At 60.6% G+C, this 16,111-nt stretch carries 10 protein-coding genes; 9 read left to right on the top strand and 1 reads right to left on the bottom strand.

Translation table 11 applies throughout. The features are described from left to right. Positions 1-12 precede the first annotated feature (12 nt). Genes kdpA through QSV77_RS14720 form a run of 6 tightly spaced genes read left to right on the top strand, consistent with a single transcriptional unit; the run spans position 13 to position 8,106 of the window. Positions 13-1,716, top strand: a complete 1,704-nt coding sequence (kdpA, locus tag QSV77_RS14695) for a potassium-transporting ATPase subunit KdpA (RefSeq protein WP_302734047.1) — start codon at positions 13-15, stop codon at positions 1,714-1,716. A 9-nt stretch (positions 1,717-1,725) separates the two neighbouring features. Further along, complete coding sequence (locus tag QSV77_RS14700) at positions 1,726-1,890, top strand: hypothetical protein (RefSeq protein WP_302734048.1); 165 nt, start codon at positions 1,726-1,728, stop codon at positions 1,888-1,890. A gap of 44 nt (positions 1,891-1,934) precedes the next feature. Continuing rightward, positions 1,935-4,019: a potassium-transporting ATPase subunit KdpB gene (gene kdpB, locus QSV77_RS14705; RefSeq protein ID WP_302734049.1), complete on the top strand. Its 2,085-nt coding sequence runs from the start codon at positions 1,935-1,937 to the stop codon at positions 4,017-4,019. Positions 4,020-4,031: 12 nt separating this feature from the next. Next, positions 4,032-4,598, top strand: coding sequence for a potassium-transporting ATPase subunit KdpC (gene kdpC / locus QSV77_RS14710; protein WP_302734050.1), 567 nt, complete (start codon positions 4,032-4,034; stop codon positions 4,596-4,598). Between the two features lie 55 nt (positions 4,599-4,653). After that, positions 4,654-7,356, top strand: coding sequence for a sensor histidine kinase KdpD (locus QSV77_RS14715; RefSeq protein WP_302734051.1), 2,703 nt, complete (start codon positions 4,654-4,656; stop codon positions 7,354-7,356). 60 nt (positions 7,357-7,416) lie between these two features. Then, positions 7,417-8,106 carry a response regulator transcription factor gene (locus QSV77_RS14720; RefSeq protein WP_302734052.1) on the top strand — a complete coding sequence of 230 codons (690 nt, stop codon included), beginning with the start codon at positions 7,417-7,419 and terminating at the stop codon, positions 8,104-8,106. Positions 8,107-8,139: 33 nt separating this feature from the next. Here QSV77_RS14720 and QSV77_RS14725 read toward each other — a convergent pair whose 3' ends face one another. Next, positions 8,140-9,192, bottom strand: a complete 1,053-nt coding sequence (locus tag QSV77_RS14725; RefSeq protein WP_302734053.1) for a low specificity L-threonine aldolase — start codon at positions 9,190-9,192, stop codon at positions 8,140-8,142. Between the two features lie 373 nt (positions 9,193-9,565). On the opposite strand from QSV77_RS14725, the gene gltB reads away from it, so the two are divergent. From gltB to QSV77_RS14740, 3 genes are read left to right on the top strand one after another with little or no spacing between them, the layout of a single operon-like run. Further along, positions 9,566-14,311, top strand: coding sequence for a glutamate synthase large subunit (gene gltB / locus QSV77_RS14730; protein WP_302734054.1), 4,746 nt, complete (start codon positions 9,566-9,568; stop codon positions 14,309-14,311). A gap of 8 nt (positions 14,312-14,319) precedes the next feature. Continuing rightward, a complete protein-coding gene (locus tag QSV77_RS14735) occupies positions 14,320-14,478 on the top strand; it encodes a hypothetical protein (protein WP_156393940.1) in 159 nt (52 codons plus the stop codon). A gap of 15 nt (positions 14,479-14,493) precedes the next feature. Further along, entirely contained in the window at positions 14,494-15,948 is a 1,455-nt protein-coding gene (locus QSV77_RS14740) for a glutamate synthase subunit beta (RefSeq protein WP_046799952.1), read from the top strand. Positions 15,949-16,111: the final 163 nt, after the last annotated feature.

The raw sequence follows: 16,111 nt of genomic DNA on the forward strand, positions 1-16,111 counted from the left end.
AAGTCCAATACAATGACCCTCAATGGATGGTTTCAGATTCTGCTGTTTTGCGGGATCATTTTTGCGCTGGTGAAGCCGCTCGGCTTCTATATGGCGCGTGTCTTTAGTGGTGAACGCACCCTGCTTTCGCCGGTTCTTGTCCCCGTCGAGCGCGGCCTTTATGCCCTTGCCGGAACAAGCGAGCGCGAGGAACAGCACTGGACGACCTATGCGTTCTCCATGCTGCTCTTCAACCTCCTCGGTTTTGCCCTGCTTTACGCACTGATGCGTTTTCAGGCCGTGCTGCCTTATAATCCGCAGGCAATGCCGGCCGTCGGGCCGGAACTGTCGTTCAACACGGCGGTCAGCTTTGTCACCAATACCAACTGGCAGAATTATGGCGGCGAAAGCACCATGTCTTATCTGACCCAGATGGCTGGTTTGACCGTGCAGAATTTTGTTTCCGGCGCCACGGGCATGGCAATTGCCATCGGCCTCATCCGCGCCTTTTCGCGTGCTTCGGGCAAGGCCATCGGCAATTTCTGGGTGGATATGATCCGTGCGACGCTCTACGTGCTTTTGCCCCTCTGCATCGTACTGACCCTTGTCTATGTGTGGCTCGGCGTGCCGCAGACGCTCGGTGCCTATGTCACGGCACAAACGCTCGAAGGTGCGCAGCAGACGATTGCGGTCGGCCCGGTGGCATCGCAGCTGGCGATCAAGATGCTCGGCACCAATGGCGGCGGTTTCTTCAACGCCAATTCCGCGCATCCGTTTGAAAACCCTGATGCCTTTTCCAACATGATCCAGATGGTTTCGATCTTTGCGATCGGTGCGGCCTTCACCAATGTCTTCGGGCGCATGGTGGGCAACCAGCGCCAGGGCTGGGCGATCCTTTCGGCCATGGGCGTTCTGTTCATCGCCGGCGTCGCCGTCACCTATTGGGCGGAAGCGGCCGGAAATCCGCTGATGCACGGCTTTGGTCTTGCGGGCGGCAATATGGAAGGCAAGGAGGTCCGCTTCGGCGTGGCGCTTTCGTCGCTGTTTGCGGTCATCACCACAGCCGCGTCCTGCGGCGCGGTCAACGCCATGCATGGCAGTTTCACGGCGCTTGGCGGTCTCGTCCCGCTCATCAACATGCAGTTGGGTGAAGTGATCGTCGGAGGTGTCGGCGCGGGTTTCTACGGTATTCTGCTGTTCATCATCATCGCCATCTTCGTGGCGGGTCTGATGGTTGGCCGCACACCGGAATATCTCGGCAAGAAGATCGAGGCCAAGGAAATGAAGATGGCGATTCTGGCCATTCTCTGCCTGCCGCTCGCCATGCTGGCTTTCACCGCCACGGCGACGGTCCTGCCATCGGCGGTGGCGTCGATCGGCACGGCTGGACCGCACGGTTTCTCCGAGATCCTCTATGCCTATACTTCGGCAGCCGCCAATAACGGCTCGGCTTTCGGCGGTCTCACCGGCAATACCACCTGGTACAACATTACCCTTGGTTTCGGCATGCTGATGGGGCGTTTTCTGGTGATTATTCCGGCACTGGCCATCGCCGGCTCGTTGGTCACCAAGAAGACCGTTCCGGCATCGGCCGGCACCTTCCCGACGGATGGTCCGCTGTTTGTCGGCCTGCTTGTCGGCACGATCCTGATTGTCGGTGGCCTCACCTTCCTGCCGGCGCTGGCGCTTGGTCCGGTGGCGGAACATCTGGTGATGGCAGCGGGCCAGGTCTTTTGAGGTGGCACGATGACCAATGAAAACCCTCGATACCGACGCAACCTTCCCGTCCGCACTGGTGCTCCCGTCAAAAGGAGCGCCGGTCCCGGCGGCTGGTGCGCGTCTAATCTCATTCTTGCGATGATGGCGGCCCTGTTCGCCGCCGTCGTCGCTCTCGAAGTTCTCACGGGCTGATCGACCCTTATCGGTCGCCCTGTTTCAAACGCTGGAGCCTCTTCATGAGCCAGTCCAAACAAGCGAGCATCCTCGATTCTCGCATTCTCGTACCGGCCATTGCCGCCGCATTCAAAAAGCTCAATCCGCGCACGCTTGCCCGCAACCCGGTCATGTTCGTCGTGGCGACGGTCTCGGTGCTGACGACCGTGCTCTTCATCCGCGATCTGATCATCGGCAGCGGCAATCTCGGCTTTTCCTTCCAGATCAATCTCTGGCTCTGGTTCACCGTGCTGTTTGCCAATTTTGCCGAAGCCGTTGCCGAAGGGCGCGGCAAGGCGCAGGCGGATTCACTGCGCCGGACCCGCACCGAAACCCAGGCGAAACTGCTGACCGGCGATGACCGCAGCCAGTACAAGATGGTGGCGGGCACAAGCCTGAAGGTCAACGATGTCGTACTGGTGGAAGCCGGCGATATCATCCCCTCGGATGGCGAAGTCGTCGAAGGTGTCGCCTCCGTCAACGAGGCAGCGATAACAGGTGAATCCGCCCCGGTTATCCGCGAATCCGGCGGCGACCGCTCGGCTGTCACAGGCGGCACGCAGGTTTTGTCGGACTGGATAAGGGTGCGCATCACCGCTGCCGCCGGCTCCACCTTCCTCGACCGGATGATTTCGCTGGTCGAAGGTGCCGAGCGCCAGAAGACACCGAACGAGATCGCGCTCAACATCCTGCTCGCGGGCATGACACTGATCTTCGTTCTGGCCACCGCGACGATTCCAAGTTTCGCGACCTATGCCGGTGGCTCCATCCCGATCATCGTTCTGGTAGCGCTGTTCGTGACGCTCATCCCGACAACCATCGGCGCTCTTCTGTCCGCCATCGGTATTGCCGGCATGGACAGGCTGGTGCGCTTCAACGTGCTTGCCATGTCCGGCCGCGCCGTCGAAGCGGCAGGTGACGTTGATACGTTGCTGCTCGACAAGACCGGCACGATCACGCTTGGCAACCGGCAGGCGACCGAGTTTCGGCCCATCGCCGGCGTTTCCGAGCAGGAGCTTGCCGATGCCGCACAGCTCGCCTCGCTTGCCGATGAGACGCCGGAAGGCCGCTCCATCGTCGTTCTCGCCAAGGAAAAATACGGTATCCGCGCCCGCGACATGCAGAAGCTGCATGCCACCTTCGTGCCATTCACCGCCCAGACCCGCATGAGCGGCGTCGATTTTGAGGGCGCCTCCATTCGCAAGGGTGCGGTCGATGCCGTGCTGTACTATGTCGATGGCGGCGTTGCACAACAGGGCAATGCGGCGTTGGCCGTCAAAACCGAAACCGATGCCACGCGTGGGATCCGTGCCATCGCGGAAGAGATCGCCAAGGCTGGCGGTACGCCGCTTGCCGTGGTGCGGGACGGAAAACTGCTCGGCGTCGTGCAGCTGAAGGATATCGTCAAGGGCGGCATTCGCGAACGTTTCGCCGAGCTTCGCCGCATGGGCATCCGCACCGTCATGATCACCGGCGACAATCCGATGACGGCTGCTGCCATTGCGGCGGAAGCAGGCGTCGATGATTTCCTCGCCCAGGCGACACCGGAAAACAAGCTGGAACTGATCCGCGAGGAGCAGGCGAAGGGCAAACTCGTCGCCATGTGCGGCGACGGCACCAACGACGCCCCGGCGCTGGCGCAGGCCGATGTCGGCGTCGCCATGAACACCGGCACGGTGGCGGCGCGCGAGGCGGGCAATATGGTCGATCTCGACAGCGACCCGACCAAGCTCATCGAGATCGTCGAGATCGGCAAGCAGTTGCTGATGACGCGCGGCGCGCTGACGACATTCTCCATTGCCAACGATATCGCCAAATATTTCGCCATCATTCCGGCAATGTTCCTGGTGCTCTATCCGCAGCTTGGCGTCCTGAACGTCATGGGGCTTTCGACGCCGCAAAGCGCGATCCTTTCCGCCATCATCTTCAACGCGCTGATCATCATCGCGCTCATCCCGCTGTCGCTGAAGGGTGTCAAATACCGCCCGATCGGTGCTGGCGCGCTGCTGTCCCGCAATCTGGTCATTTATGGCCTCGGCGGCATCATCGTTCCCTTTATCGGCATAAAGGCCATCGACCTCGCCATTACGGCGCTCGGTCTTGCCTGAGGAGTAAAGACAATGTTTAGACAGTTTCGTCCCGCACTGGTGCTGATCCTTGCCACCACCGCCATCACCGGCCTTGCCTATCCGCTGGGCATGACGGGCCTTGCGCAGGCGCTCTTTCCCTTTCAGGCCAATGGCAGCCTGATCGAGAAAAACGGCAGCGTGGTGGGTTCGCAATTGATCGGACAGGCCTTCACCGGTGAGAAATATTTCCACGGCAGGCCGTCGGCCGCTGGTGACGGATATAATGCCACCGCCTCTTCCGGCTCCAATCTTGGCCCGACCAGCGCCAAGCTGATAGACCGGGTGAAGCAGGATTATGAGACCGCGAAAGCCGAAAACCCGGCAGGCGAAGTGCCGGCCGATCTGGTGACGGCATCGGGCAGCGGTCTTGACCCGCATGTTTCGCCTGATGCCGCCTATTTTCAGGTTGCGCGCGTCGCAAAGGCAAGGGGCATGGATGAAACCGCGTTGCGTGCCATCGTCCAGCGCCATGTCGAGGGACCGGAACTGGGCTTCATGGGGGAACCCGTCGTAAATGTACTGGCGCTCAACATGGCTCTTGACGCAGCCGGCTCATGAACTGAAATGGCTATGGCTTCTTCGGAAGCCATAGCTTCGACCACTGGTGGGTTATATGCCTGACGATATCAGCAATATGCCGAGCCGACCGTCGCCCGATGCGCTGCTGGAAAATGCCCGGCGCGAGGCACGGGGCCGGCTGAAGATTTTTCTGGGTGCAGCCCCCGGCGTCGGCAAGACCTATGAAATGCTGATGTCCGGCCGTGCGAAGCTTGCGGATGGCGTCGACACCATTATCGGCGTCGTGGAAACCCATGGCCGTCGAGAAACCGAGGCGCTGGTTGAAGGGCTGGAGGTGATCGCCCGCAAGCGCATCGATTATCGCGGTCAGATACTGGAGGAGATGGATCTCGATGCGATACTCGCCCGCCGCCCCGCGCTGGTGCTGGTCGATGAACTGGCCCATACCAATGCCGCCGGCAGCCGCCACCCCAAGCGCTATATGGATGTTCAGGAAATCCTCGCACAGGGAATAGACGTCTATACGACGTTGAACATCCAGCATGTCGAAAGCCTGAATGATGTGGTGGCGCAGATCACCCGCATCCGTGTGCGAGAAACCGTGCCTGACAGCATCATCGACAGGGCCGACGATGTCGAAATCATCGACATCACCCCCGACGATCTGCTGAAACGCCTGCAGGATGGTAAGGTCTACATGCCCCGCACCGCGCGGCGCGCCATCGAGAATTATTTTTCGCGCGGCAACCTGACGGCGTTGCGTGAACTGGCGCTTCGACGCACGGCGCAGCGGGTGGATGAGCAATTGCTCAACCACATGCAGTCGCACGCCATTTCCGGACCATGGGCCGCGGGAGACCGGGTTCTGGTCTGTCTGGACCACGGCGGCAATGGCCCGGGTCTGGTGCGTTATGCCCGAAGGCAGGCAGACCGGCTGCGCGCGCCATGGACGGCGCTGCATCTCGATACGCCGCGTTCGCAGCAATTATCGGAGGCGGAGAAGGACCGGCTGGCGGGCACCATGCGGCTCGCCGAGAAGCTGGGCGGCGAGACGATAACCCTGCCGGCACTTGATCTGACACGCGAGATCATCGCCTATGCAAACGCCAATAATTTCACTCACATCATCATCGGTCGTCCGAAAAAGAACTGGTGGCAGCGCCTGTTCCAGCGCTCGCTCACCCATGAACTGATCGACCATGCGGGTGATATCAGCGTCCACGTCATTTCCGGCGACAAGACGGCGGAAAAGCCGGCGCCGACGGTAAAGCAGGCATCTCCGCGCCTTGGCAATCGGATCAAGGCCTATCTCAGCAGTACGCTGCTGGTGGCGGTGGCTATCGTTGTCGGCATCGGGCTGGACCAGATGCTCGACGTCCGGAACCTGGCGCTGGTCTTCCTGATGGCGGTTCTGGCTGCGGCCGTGCGCGGCGGGCTGGGGCCGGCACTTTATGCCTCGCTGCTTGGCGCCTTCGCCTTCAACTTCTTCTTTCTGGAGCCGCGTTACACGCTGACGGTGAGCGCGCCGGACAGTGTCGTGGCGCTGCTGTTTTATTTCGGGGTGGCCCTGGTTGCCTCCAATCTGGCCGTCGCGGTGCAGCGGCAGGCGGCGTCGGCGCGGGCGAGGGCACGCACGACCGAGGACCTCTATCTGTTCTCGAAAAAACTGGCGGGCACGGGCACACTGGATGATGTGTTGTGGGCTACCGCCTACCAGATGGCTTCGATGCTGAAGGTCCGGGTCGTTCTGCTGCTGCCGGAAAACAATACGATTACCGTCAAGGCGGGTTATCCGCCGGATGATACGCTGGCGGATGCCGATATTGCCGCTGCGCAATGGGCATGGGAGCATAACAGAGCCACCGGTCGCGGCGCGGATACGCTGCCGGGTGCCAAGCGCCTTTATCTGCCGTTGCGCACCGGCAGCGGCGCCATCGGCGTGGTGGGGCTGGATGACGACCGGGTGGGCCCGCTTTTGACACCCGAACAGCAGCGGCTGTTCGATGCACTGGCCGATCAGGCGGGGCTTGCCGTTGAACGTATCCAGCTTGTCTCGGATGTTGACCGGGCAAGGCTCGCGGCGGAAACCGACCGGCTGCGCACCGCTCTCCTCACCTCCATTTCCCACGACCTGAAGACGCCACTTGCCGCCATTCTGGGGTCTGCCGGAACACTCAAGGATTTTGCCGACGACATCCCGCCCGATGCACGCACTGAGTTACTTTCGACGATCATTGAGGAGTCCGAGCGGCTGAACCGTTTCATCTCCAATCTGCTGGATATGACACGAATTGGCTCAGGCGCGATGGAACCGAATTACGGGCTGTATTTTGTCGGCGATATGGTCGGTACGGCGCTTTCACGCGCGGCGAAAATCGTCGTCCGGCATGAGATCATTCTCGATATTCCCTCCGATCTGCCGATGTTGAAGGTCGATCCGGTGCTTTTCGAGCAGGTGTTGTTTAATCTGATCGACAACGCAGCCAAATACGCACCTGAACAGACGGCAATCGAGATCAGAGGGTGGAGACAGGGCAGGCATGTCCTCCTGTCCGTTGCGGATGAGGGACCGGGCATCCCCCCTGATGATACGGAGCGGGTGTTCGACAGTTTTTACCGGGTGCGCAAGGTGGACCATGTGCAGGCCGGCACGGGTCTCGGGCTATCCATCTGCAAGGGTTTCATCGAGGCCATGGGCGGGTCGATCCGGGCGGAGAACAGGTCAGGTCGCTCAGGCGCGCAATTTATCATAAGCCTGCCCGCTTCCCCTGACGCTCCCGTGCTAGATCATGATTAGGGCGCGATTTCAGAAGAGAATCATTCACATGCTTTGTCGTGCCGCTAAGGGAGATCGGGAATGACCAATTCCGCCGTCCGCATTCTGATCGTTGACGATGAACCGCCGATCCGCAAGCTTTTGCGGGTGGGGCTGTCGATGCAAGGATATGCGGTGAGCGAGGCCATGAATGCCAAAGTGGCGATGGAGCTCGTCGAGCAGGACAAGCCCGATCTCGTCGTTCTCGATCTGGGCCTGCCTGACATGTCGGGGCATGATCTTCTGGCCAAATGGCGTGGCGAAGGACTGGCGTTGCCGGTCATCATTCTCTCCAGCCGCACGGATGAGGCGGGTATCGTCAAGGCGCTGGAACTGGGGGCGGATGATTACATCAGCAAGCCCTTCGGCATGAACGAGCTTGTCGCCCGCATCCGCGTCGCCCTGCGCCACCGCCTGCAGAGCCAGGGGGAAAGACCGGTATTCCAAACCGGCGATCTTTCGGTCGATCTTGTCCGGCGCATCGTCAAGGTGGAGGACCGTGAGGTGAAACTTTCGCCCAAGGAGTATGATATTTTGCGGGTTCTGGTGCAGCATGCGGGCAAGGTGCTGACGCACCGATTTCTGCTTGAGCATGCGTGGGATGAGTTGACCGACGTGCAATATTTGCGGGTCTATGTGCGTCAACTCCGCCAGAAGATCGAAAAAATCCCGGACCAGCCACGTTATATCCTGACGGAAACCGGTGTCGGTTACCGGCTTCAGGAGGTTTGAGGGCGCCGTTATGGGACGCCCTCAAATGTTGTGTCAGACAGAGGCGCAGATCGACAGGAATTCGTCCACGTCGGCCTCGGTCGTCGCAAAGCTGGTGACCATGCGGATCAGCACTTCGTCTTTGCCGACCTTTTCCGGCATATCGCGCGGCTCCAGCCAGTCATAGAACTTCGCACCTTTGGCCGTTGCGGCTTCGGCGGCTGCTTTCGGCAGAATGGCGAACACTTCGTTGGCCTGTGTCGGCCAGGCGAGGCGGGCGCTGTTGAGCGAGCCGAAGCCGGCGCGCAGCCGGTTGGCCATGGCATTGGCGTGGCCAGCGAGACCGAGCCACAGATCGTCCTGCAGATAGGCTTCGAACTGCGCGGCGATGAACCGCGATTTCGAAAAAAGCTGGGCGGTGCGCTTGCGCAGGAAGGAGAAGTCCCGGGCGAGTGAGGGATCGAAGAAGACGATCGCTTCCGCGCACCAGCAGCCGTTTTTCGTGCCGCCGAAAGACAGGACGTCGACGCCGCGTTTCCAGGTCATTTCGGCCGGCGTGGTGCCGAGTGCGGCAAGCGCATTGGCAAAACGCGCGCCATCCATATGCAGTGGCAGGCCGTTGTCCTTGGCGATCCTGGCGATGGCGTCGATTTCATCGAGCGTATAGACCGTGCCGGCCTCGGTTGCCTGCGTCATGGTGATGGCGGCGGCGCGGCCATGGTGAACGGCGTCCTGCGGATAACGCGCGATACGTTCGATCAGGTTTTCCGGCAGCATCTTGCCATCCGGCCCTTCGACGGCGACCATGCGCATGCCGCTGAAGAAATCAGGCGCGCCGCATTCATCTTCGATCACATGGGCTTCCGAATGACAGAAGGTCAGGCCGCCGGGGCGGGCGATGCTGGCCAGCGAAAGCGAGTTGGCCGCCGTGCCAGTGGCGACGAAAAACACAGCGACCTCGCGCTCGAATATCTCGTTGAAGCGCTTTTCGATGGAGAGATCGAGTTCGCTGGTGCCGTAAGCGGCGGCAAAGCGGGTGGATTCCCGCGAAAGCCGTTCGTTGACGGCCGGATGGGCGCCAGCCCAATTGTCTGAAGCAAAAAACATCTCTGAAGGCTTTCCGATAGCTGAGGGTCTGTTTTGGGGCTGCGTGAAGCGATGACGGGGAAAGTTCTAGGACCTAACCTTGCGATTGGCAAATCCGGTAATGAAAGCAATAGCTCGGCCGGTTTTGTGACAAGAAAGTTTCGCGCAATAGGTCAGTATCGAAACTTCGCTGCAAAAGGACGGTCCGACTAATTGGATTCGCACCCTTGCCAATTTCGCCGGTTTCTGCCAAAATCCTTGTGAATTGAGACAGCTTTGCTGTCCTAAATTTGATCGAGCCGGGTTGAGTGCGATTTTTGCTGGAAGCGAGAATTCGTGGTCGAGCCGGATCTTCGCATGAAACCATGCAAGTAATTTTGCAGGAGGGACAAACATGACGCACAAGCCGCAGGCAGAGATCGCCGCCGCAACCCTGACCACAGACTGTCCCACCGCGGCTGTGGCCGCACCCGTTTCTGCGAAAGCGCGTTTCGCGGGCGGCCTGCCGGAAAAGCAGGGTCTTTACGATCCCGCCAATGAACATGACGCTTGCGGCGTCGGCTTTGTTGCCCATATGAAGGGCCAGAAGTCGCACCAGATCGTCAAGGACGGCCTGTTCATTCTGGAAAACCTGACGCATCGCGGCGCTGTCGGTGCCGATCCGCTGATGGGTGATGGTGCCGGCATTCTCGTGCAGATCCCCGACCGTTTCTTCCGCGAGGAAATGGCGGGCCAGGGCGTGACGCTGCCGAAGGCTGGTGAATATGCCGTTGGCCACATTTTCATGCCGCGCGATCCGTCCCGCATCGAGCACTACAAGAAAGTCATCGTCGATGTCATCGGCGAGGAGGGACAGCAGTTTCTCGGCTTCCGTGATGTGCCGGTTGACAATTCTTCGCTGTCCAAGGCCCCGGATATTGCCGGGACAGAACCGCACCATGTTCAGGTCTTCATCGGTGCGGGGCGCGAAGCAGCGACCAATGCCGATTTTGAGCGCAAGCTGTTCCTGATCCGCAAGGTGCTGTCCAACCGCATCTATGACGAGGGCGGCGGCAAGGAGACACAGGATTTCTATCCCGTGTCGCTTTCCTCCTCCACCATCGTTTATAAGGGCATGTTCCTCGCCTATCAGGTTGGGGCCTACTACAAGGATCTGGCCGATCCGCGTTTTGAATCCGCCGTCGCCCTCGTGCACCAGCGTTTCTCGACCAATACCTTCCCGTCGTGGAAGCTCGCGCACCCCTACCGCATGGTCGCCCATAACGGCGAAATCAACACGCTGCGCGGCAACGTCAACTGGATGGCGGCGCGTCAGGCGTCGGTTTCCTCTGCACTGTTCGGCGACGATATTTCCAAGCTCTGGCCGATTTCCTATGAAGGCCAGTCGGACACCGCCTGTTTCGACAACGCGCTCGAATTCCTCGTGCGCGGCGGTTATTCCATGGCCCATGCCGTGATGATGCTGATCCCGGAAGCCTGGGCCGGCAACCAGTCCATGTCGGCCGAGCGCAAGGCATTCTACGAATATCACGCGGCACTTATGGAGCCGTGGGACGGCCCGGCCGCCGTCGCCTTCACCGATGGCAAGCAGATCGGCGCGACGCTTGATCGCAACGGCCTGCGCCCGGCGCGTTATCTCGTCACCGACGACGACCGCATCATCATGGCGTCGGAAGCCGGCACACTGCCGGTGCCGGAAGAGCGCATCGTCAAGAAGTGGCGTCTGCAGCCCGGCAAGATGCTGCTGATCGACATGGAAAAGGGCTCCATCGTTTCCGACGAGGAAGTGAAGCACGAGCTTGCCGCCAAGCACCCTTACCGCACCTGGCTCGACCGCACGCAGCTCATCCTTGAAGAGCTGAAGCCGGTGGAACCGCGCGCGCTGCGCCGCGACGTGTCGTTGCTCGACCGCCAGCAGGCCTTCGGCTACACCAGCGAAGATACGAAGCTGCTGATGTCGCCGATGGCGACGACCGGCCAGGAAGCCATCGGTTCGATGGGTACCGATACGCCGATCTCGGCCATGTCGGATAAGTCGAAGCTGCTCTACACCTATTTCAAGCAGAACTTCGCGCAGGTGACGAACCCGCCGATCGACCCGATCCGCGAAGAGCTTGTGATGAGCCTCGTGTCCTTCATCGGTCCGCGCCCCAACATTCTCGATCACGAGGGGGCTGCCCGCGCCAAGCGTCTGGAAGTGCGCCAGCCGATCCTGACCAATGGCGATCTGGAAAAAATCCGCTCCATCGGCCACACGGAAGACCGTTTCGATACCAAGACGCTCGACTTCACCTATGATGTGGAGCGTGGCGCGGAAGGCATGCCCGATATGCTCGACCGCCTGTGCGAGCGGGCTGAATCGGCCGTACGCGGCGGATACAACATCATCGTTCTCTCCGACCGCCAGCTCGGCCCTGATCGTATCGCGATCCCGGCACTTCTGGCGACGGCTGCCGTGCATCACCACCTGATCCGCAAGGGTCTTCGCACCTCGGTCGGTCTCGTGGTGGAAACCGGCGAGCCGCGCGAAATCCACCATTTCTGTCTGCTCGCCGGTTATGGTGCCGAGGCGATCAACCCCTATCTCGCTTTCGATACGCTGCTCGACATGCACAAGCACGGCGCCTTCCCGAAGGAAGTGTCCGACGACGAAGTCGTTTATCGCTACATCAAGGCGGTTGGTAAGGGCATTCTCAAGGTCATGTCCAAGATGGGCATTTCCACCTACCAGTCCTATTGCGGCGCGCAGATCTTCGACGCCATCGGCCTGTCTTCGGAATTCGTCGAGAAATATTTCTTCGGTACCGCTACCTCCATCGAGGGCGTCGGCCTGACAGAAATTTCGGAAGAGACCGTAACGCGCCACACGGCGGCCTTCGGCAAGGACCCGATCCTTGCCAACACGCTCGATATCGGCGGCGAATATGCCTACCGCATGCGTGGTGAAAGCCACGCCTGGACGCCGGATGCCGTCGCTTCGCTGCAACATGCCGTGCGCGGCAACAGCCAGGATCGCTACCGCGAATTCGCCGGCATGGTGAATGACACGGCGCTGCGCATGAACACCATTCGTGGCCTGTTCAACGTCAAGTCAGCGGAAGCACTCGGCCGCAAGCCGGTCTCCATCGATGATGTCGAACCGGCAGCTGATATCGTCAAGCGTTTCTCGACGGGCGCCATGTCCTTCGGTTCCATCAGCCGCGAGGCGCATACGACGCTTGCCGTCGCCATGAACCGCATCGGCGGCAAGTCGAACACCGGCGAAGGCGGCGAAGAATCCGACCGCTACCTGCCGTTGCTCAACGGCAAGCCGAACCCGGAACGCTCGGCCATCAAGCAGATTGCCTCGGGCCGCTTTGGTGTGACGACGGAATATCTCGTCAATGCCGACATGCTGCAGATCAAGGTGGCGCAGGGCGCAAAGCCCGGTGAAGGCGGTCAGCTGCCCGGCCACAAGGTGGATGCAACGGTTGCCAAGACCCGGCATTCGACGCCGGGCGTTGGCCTCATCTCGCCGCCGCCGCACCACGATATCTATTCGATCGAAGATCTGGCCCAGCTGATCTACGATCTGAAGAACGTCAACCCGGAAGCCGATGTTTCGGTGAAACTGGTGTCTGAAGTGGGCGTCGGCACGGTTGCGGCCGGCGTTGCCAAGGCGCGCGCCGACCATATCACCGTTTCCGGCTTCGATGGCGGCACCGGCGCTTCGCCGCTCACCTCGCTCAAGCATGCGGGCAGCCCCTGGGAAATCGGCCTTGCAGAAACCCAGCAGACGCTGGTGCTGAACGGCCTTCGCTCACGCGTGGCACTGCAGGTGGATGGTGGTCTGAAGACCGGCCGCGACGTCATCATCGGCGCTCTGCTCGGTGCGGATGAATTTGGCTTTGCCACTGCGCCGCTGATTGCGGCGGGCTGCATCATGATGCGCAAGTGCCACCTCAACACCTGTCCCGTTGGCGTTGCGACGCAGGACCCGGTTCTGCGCAAGCGCTTCAAGGGCACGCCGGAACACGTCATCAACTATTTCTTCTTCGTTGCCGAAGAAGTGCGCGAAATCCTGGCCTCGCTTGGCGTTACCCGGCTGGACGAGATCATCGGCGCTTCCGAACTGCTCGAAAAAGATGAGATGCTGGCGCACTGGAAGGCCAAGGGGCTGGATTTCAGCCGCATCTTCCACAAGGTCGAGGCTCCCAAGGAAGCAACCTTCTGGACCGAGCGCCAGAAGCACCCGATCGACGATATTCTCGACCGCAAGCTGATCGAGAAGTCGCTGCCCTCGCTCGAAAACCGCGAGCCTGTCGTGTTCGAAGTGCCGATCAAGAACGTCGACCGTTCCGCTGGCGCGATGCTGTCAGGTGCGCTTGCCAAGCGCTGGGGCCATAAGGGCCTGAAGGACGATACGATCCACGTCACCCTCAAGGGAACAGCCGGTCAGTCCTTCGGTGCGTTCCTGGCACGTGGCATCACCTTTGATCTGGTGGGCGACGGCAATGACTATGTCGGCAAGGGCCTTTCGGGTGGCCGCATCATCGTACGCCCGCCGGAAAACGCCCGGATTGTCGCGGAAAACTCGATCATTGTCGGCAATACCGTGCTTTACGGTGCGATCACCGGCGAGTGCTATTTCCGCGGAGTGGCGGGCGAGCGTTTCGCGGTGCGCAACTCCGGTGCTGTCGCGGTTGTCGAGGGTGTCGGCGACCATGGCTGCGAATATATGACCGGCGGCATCGTCGTCGTTCTCGGTGAAACCGGCCGTAACTTCGCGGCCGGCATGTCCGGCGGCGTGGCATATGTTCTTGACGAAAAGGGCGATTTCGCCACCCGTTGCAACATGGCCATGGTCGAACTGGAGCCGGTTCCGGAAGAAGACGACATGCTGGAAAAGCTGCACCATCACGGCGGCGACCTCATGCACAAGGGACGTGTGGACGTTTCCGAGGACATGACGCGCCACGACGAGGAGCGCCTCTATCAGCTGATCTCCAACCACTTCCACTATACGAACTCAGCGCGCGCCAAGGATATACTCGACCGCTGGAGCGAGTTCCGCCCGAAGTTCCGCAAGGTCATGCCGGTCGAGTACCGTCGTGCGCTTGAGGACATGGAGCGGATGAAGATGGGCGTGGCAGCGGAGTAACCCGCCGCGTGAAGATACTACACCAACTGGTCTCGCTGTTGATCGCGGTCGCCGTTCCCACGGCGATCTACTGGACGAGCGGCGAGATCGGATTTGAGTTCATCGTATTGGGGGCGGCTTTCGGTTTCGCTTACTGGTACTGGGGCCCGACAGGCGCTCCGCTTTGATGTGAGGACATAAACGTGGGCAAGGTAACAGGTTTTCTGGAAATCGACCGGCAGGTGGGCAAGTATCAGCCCGCATCGGATCGTATCCGCCATTTCCGCGAATTCACCATTCCGATGTCGGATGCCGAAGTGCAGAAGCAGTCGGCACGCTGCATGGATTGTGGCATTCCCTATTGTCACGGCCCGACGGGCTGTCCCGTGCACAACCAGATCCCCGACTGGAACGATCTGGTCTATAACAACAATTGGGAAGAGGCGATCCGCAACCTGCACTCGACCAATAACTTCCCGGAATTTACCGGCCGCGTCTGTCCCGCGCCGTGCGAGGAAGCCTGCACGCTGAACCTCGAAGATGCGCCGGTCGCCATCAAGACCGTCGAACAGGCGATCGCCGACAAGGCCTATGAGCTGGGTTTCATCGTGCCGAAGCCGGCGACGATCCACACCGGCAAGAAGGTCGCCATCATCGGTTCCGGCCCTTCCGGCATGGCGGCCGCTCAGCAGCTTGGCCGCGCCGGTCACGAGGTGCACGTTTATGAGCGTGAATCGAAGGCTGGTGGCCTGCTGCGTTACGGCATTCCGGATTTCAAGATGGAGAAAAACTTCATCGACCGCCGCGTCGAGCAGATCAAGGGCGAAGGCGTTACCTTCCATTACGGCGTTAATGTCGGCGTTGATGTGACCGTCGAGGCGCTCCTGGCTGATCATGATGCGGTGCTTTATTGCGGTGGTTCGGAAACTCCTCGTCCTGCCGGCATCGGCGGCGCAGATCTGCATGGTGTCTACGACGCCATGCCGTATCTCGTGCAGCAGAACCGTCGCGTCGGCCGTGAGAACATCGACAGCGTCGGCTGGCCGGCCGATCCGATCCTCGCTGGTGGCAAGCATGTTGTCGTTGTCGGCGGCGGTGATACGGCGTCCGACTGCGTCGGCACCGCCTTCCGTCAGGGCGCGGTGAAGGTCACCCAGCTCGACATTCGTCCCATGCCGCCGGAAAAGGAAGACAAGCTGGCGGTCTGGCCTTTCTGGGCAACCAAGATGCGCACCTCGTCCTCGCAGGCCGAAGGCGCCATTCGCGAATTTCAGGTGGCGACGCTTGAGTTCGTCGGTGAAGACGGCGTGTTGACCGGCGTGAAGTGCTGTCAGGTGGATGACCGCCGCAAGCCGATTGCCGGCACGGAATTCATCATCAAGGCTGATCTCGCTTTCATCGCCATTGGCTTCTCCGGTCCCTTCACCGATAGCGTGCTGAAGGAAATGAACGGCAAGCTGGCGCTCAACACCGACCGTCGCGGCTCCACCAATGTGATCGCCAACGAGACCGACTACAAAACCTCCGTCGATAAGCTGTGGGCGGCGGGCGACGTTCGCCGCGGCCAGTCGCTGGTGGTCTGGGCGATCCGCGAAGGCCGTCAGGCGGCGCGTGCGATCGATGAAGCCCTGATGGGTGCAAGCCTATTGCCACGCTGAGCGGATTAATGTCGGCGTAAGCCGCACGAAGAAAAACAAAAGGCCTGTTGTGCGAAACACAACAGGCCTTTCGCTTGACCGGACGACCAAAAATGCGATTGGGGTGTCGCATCGTTGGGGACAGGCAAAATATCGCGCCTGTGAATTACACCGGCATTACGGG

It is taken from the genome of Agrobacterium sp. V1 (genome assembly GCF_030518355.1).
In the GTDB taxonomy this organism is placed as follows: domain Bacteria; phylum Pseudomonadota; class Alphaproteobacteria; order Rhizobiales; family Rhizobiaceae; genus Agrobacterium; species Agrobacterium cucumeris.

Bases quoted from the DNA above. Each gene is read 5' to 3' on its own strand.
- kdpC (WP_302734050.1), top strand. From the start codon at position 4,032: ATGTTTAGACAGTTTCGTCCCGCACTGGTGCTGATCCTTGCCACCACC.
- gltB (WP_302734054.1), top strand. From the start codon at position 9,566: ATGACGCACAAGCCGCAGGCAGAGATCGCCGCCGCAACCCTGACCACA.
- kdpA (WP_302734047.1), top strand. From the start codon at position 13: ATGACCCTCAATGGATGGTTTCAGATTCTGCTGTTTTGCGGGATCATT.
- kdpB (WP_302734049.1), top strand. From the start codon at position 1,935: ATGAGCCAGTCCAAACAAGCGAGCATCCTCGATTCTCGCATTCTCGTA.
- QSV77_RS14720 (WP_302734052.1), top strand. From the start codon at position 7,417: ATGACCAATTCCGCCGTCCGCATTCTGATCGTTGACGATGAACCGCCG.
- QSV77_RS14715 (WP_302734051.1), top strand. From the start codon at position 4,654: ATGCCTGACGATATCAGCAATATGCCGAGCCGACCGTCGCCCGATGCG.
- QSV77_RS14700 (WP_302734048.1), top strand. From the start codon at position 1,726: ATGACCAATGAAAACCCTCGATACCGACGCAACCTTCCCGTCCGCACT.
- QSV77_RS14725 (WP_302734053.1), bottom strand. From the start codon at position 9,192: ATGTTTTTTGCTTCAGACAATTGGGCTGGCGCCCATCCGGCCGTCAAC.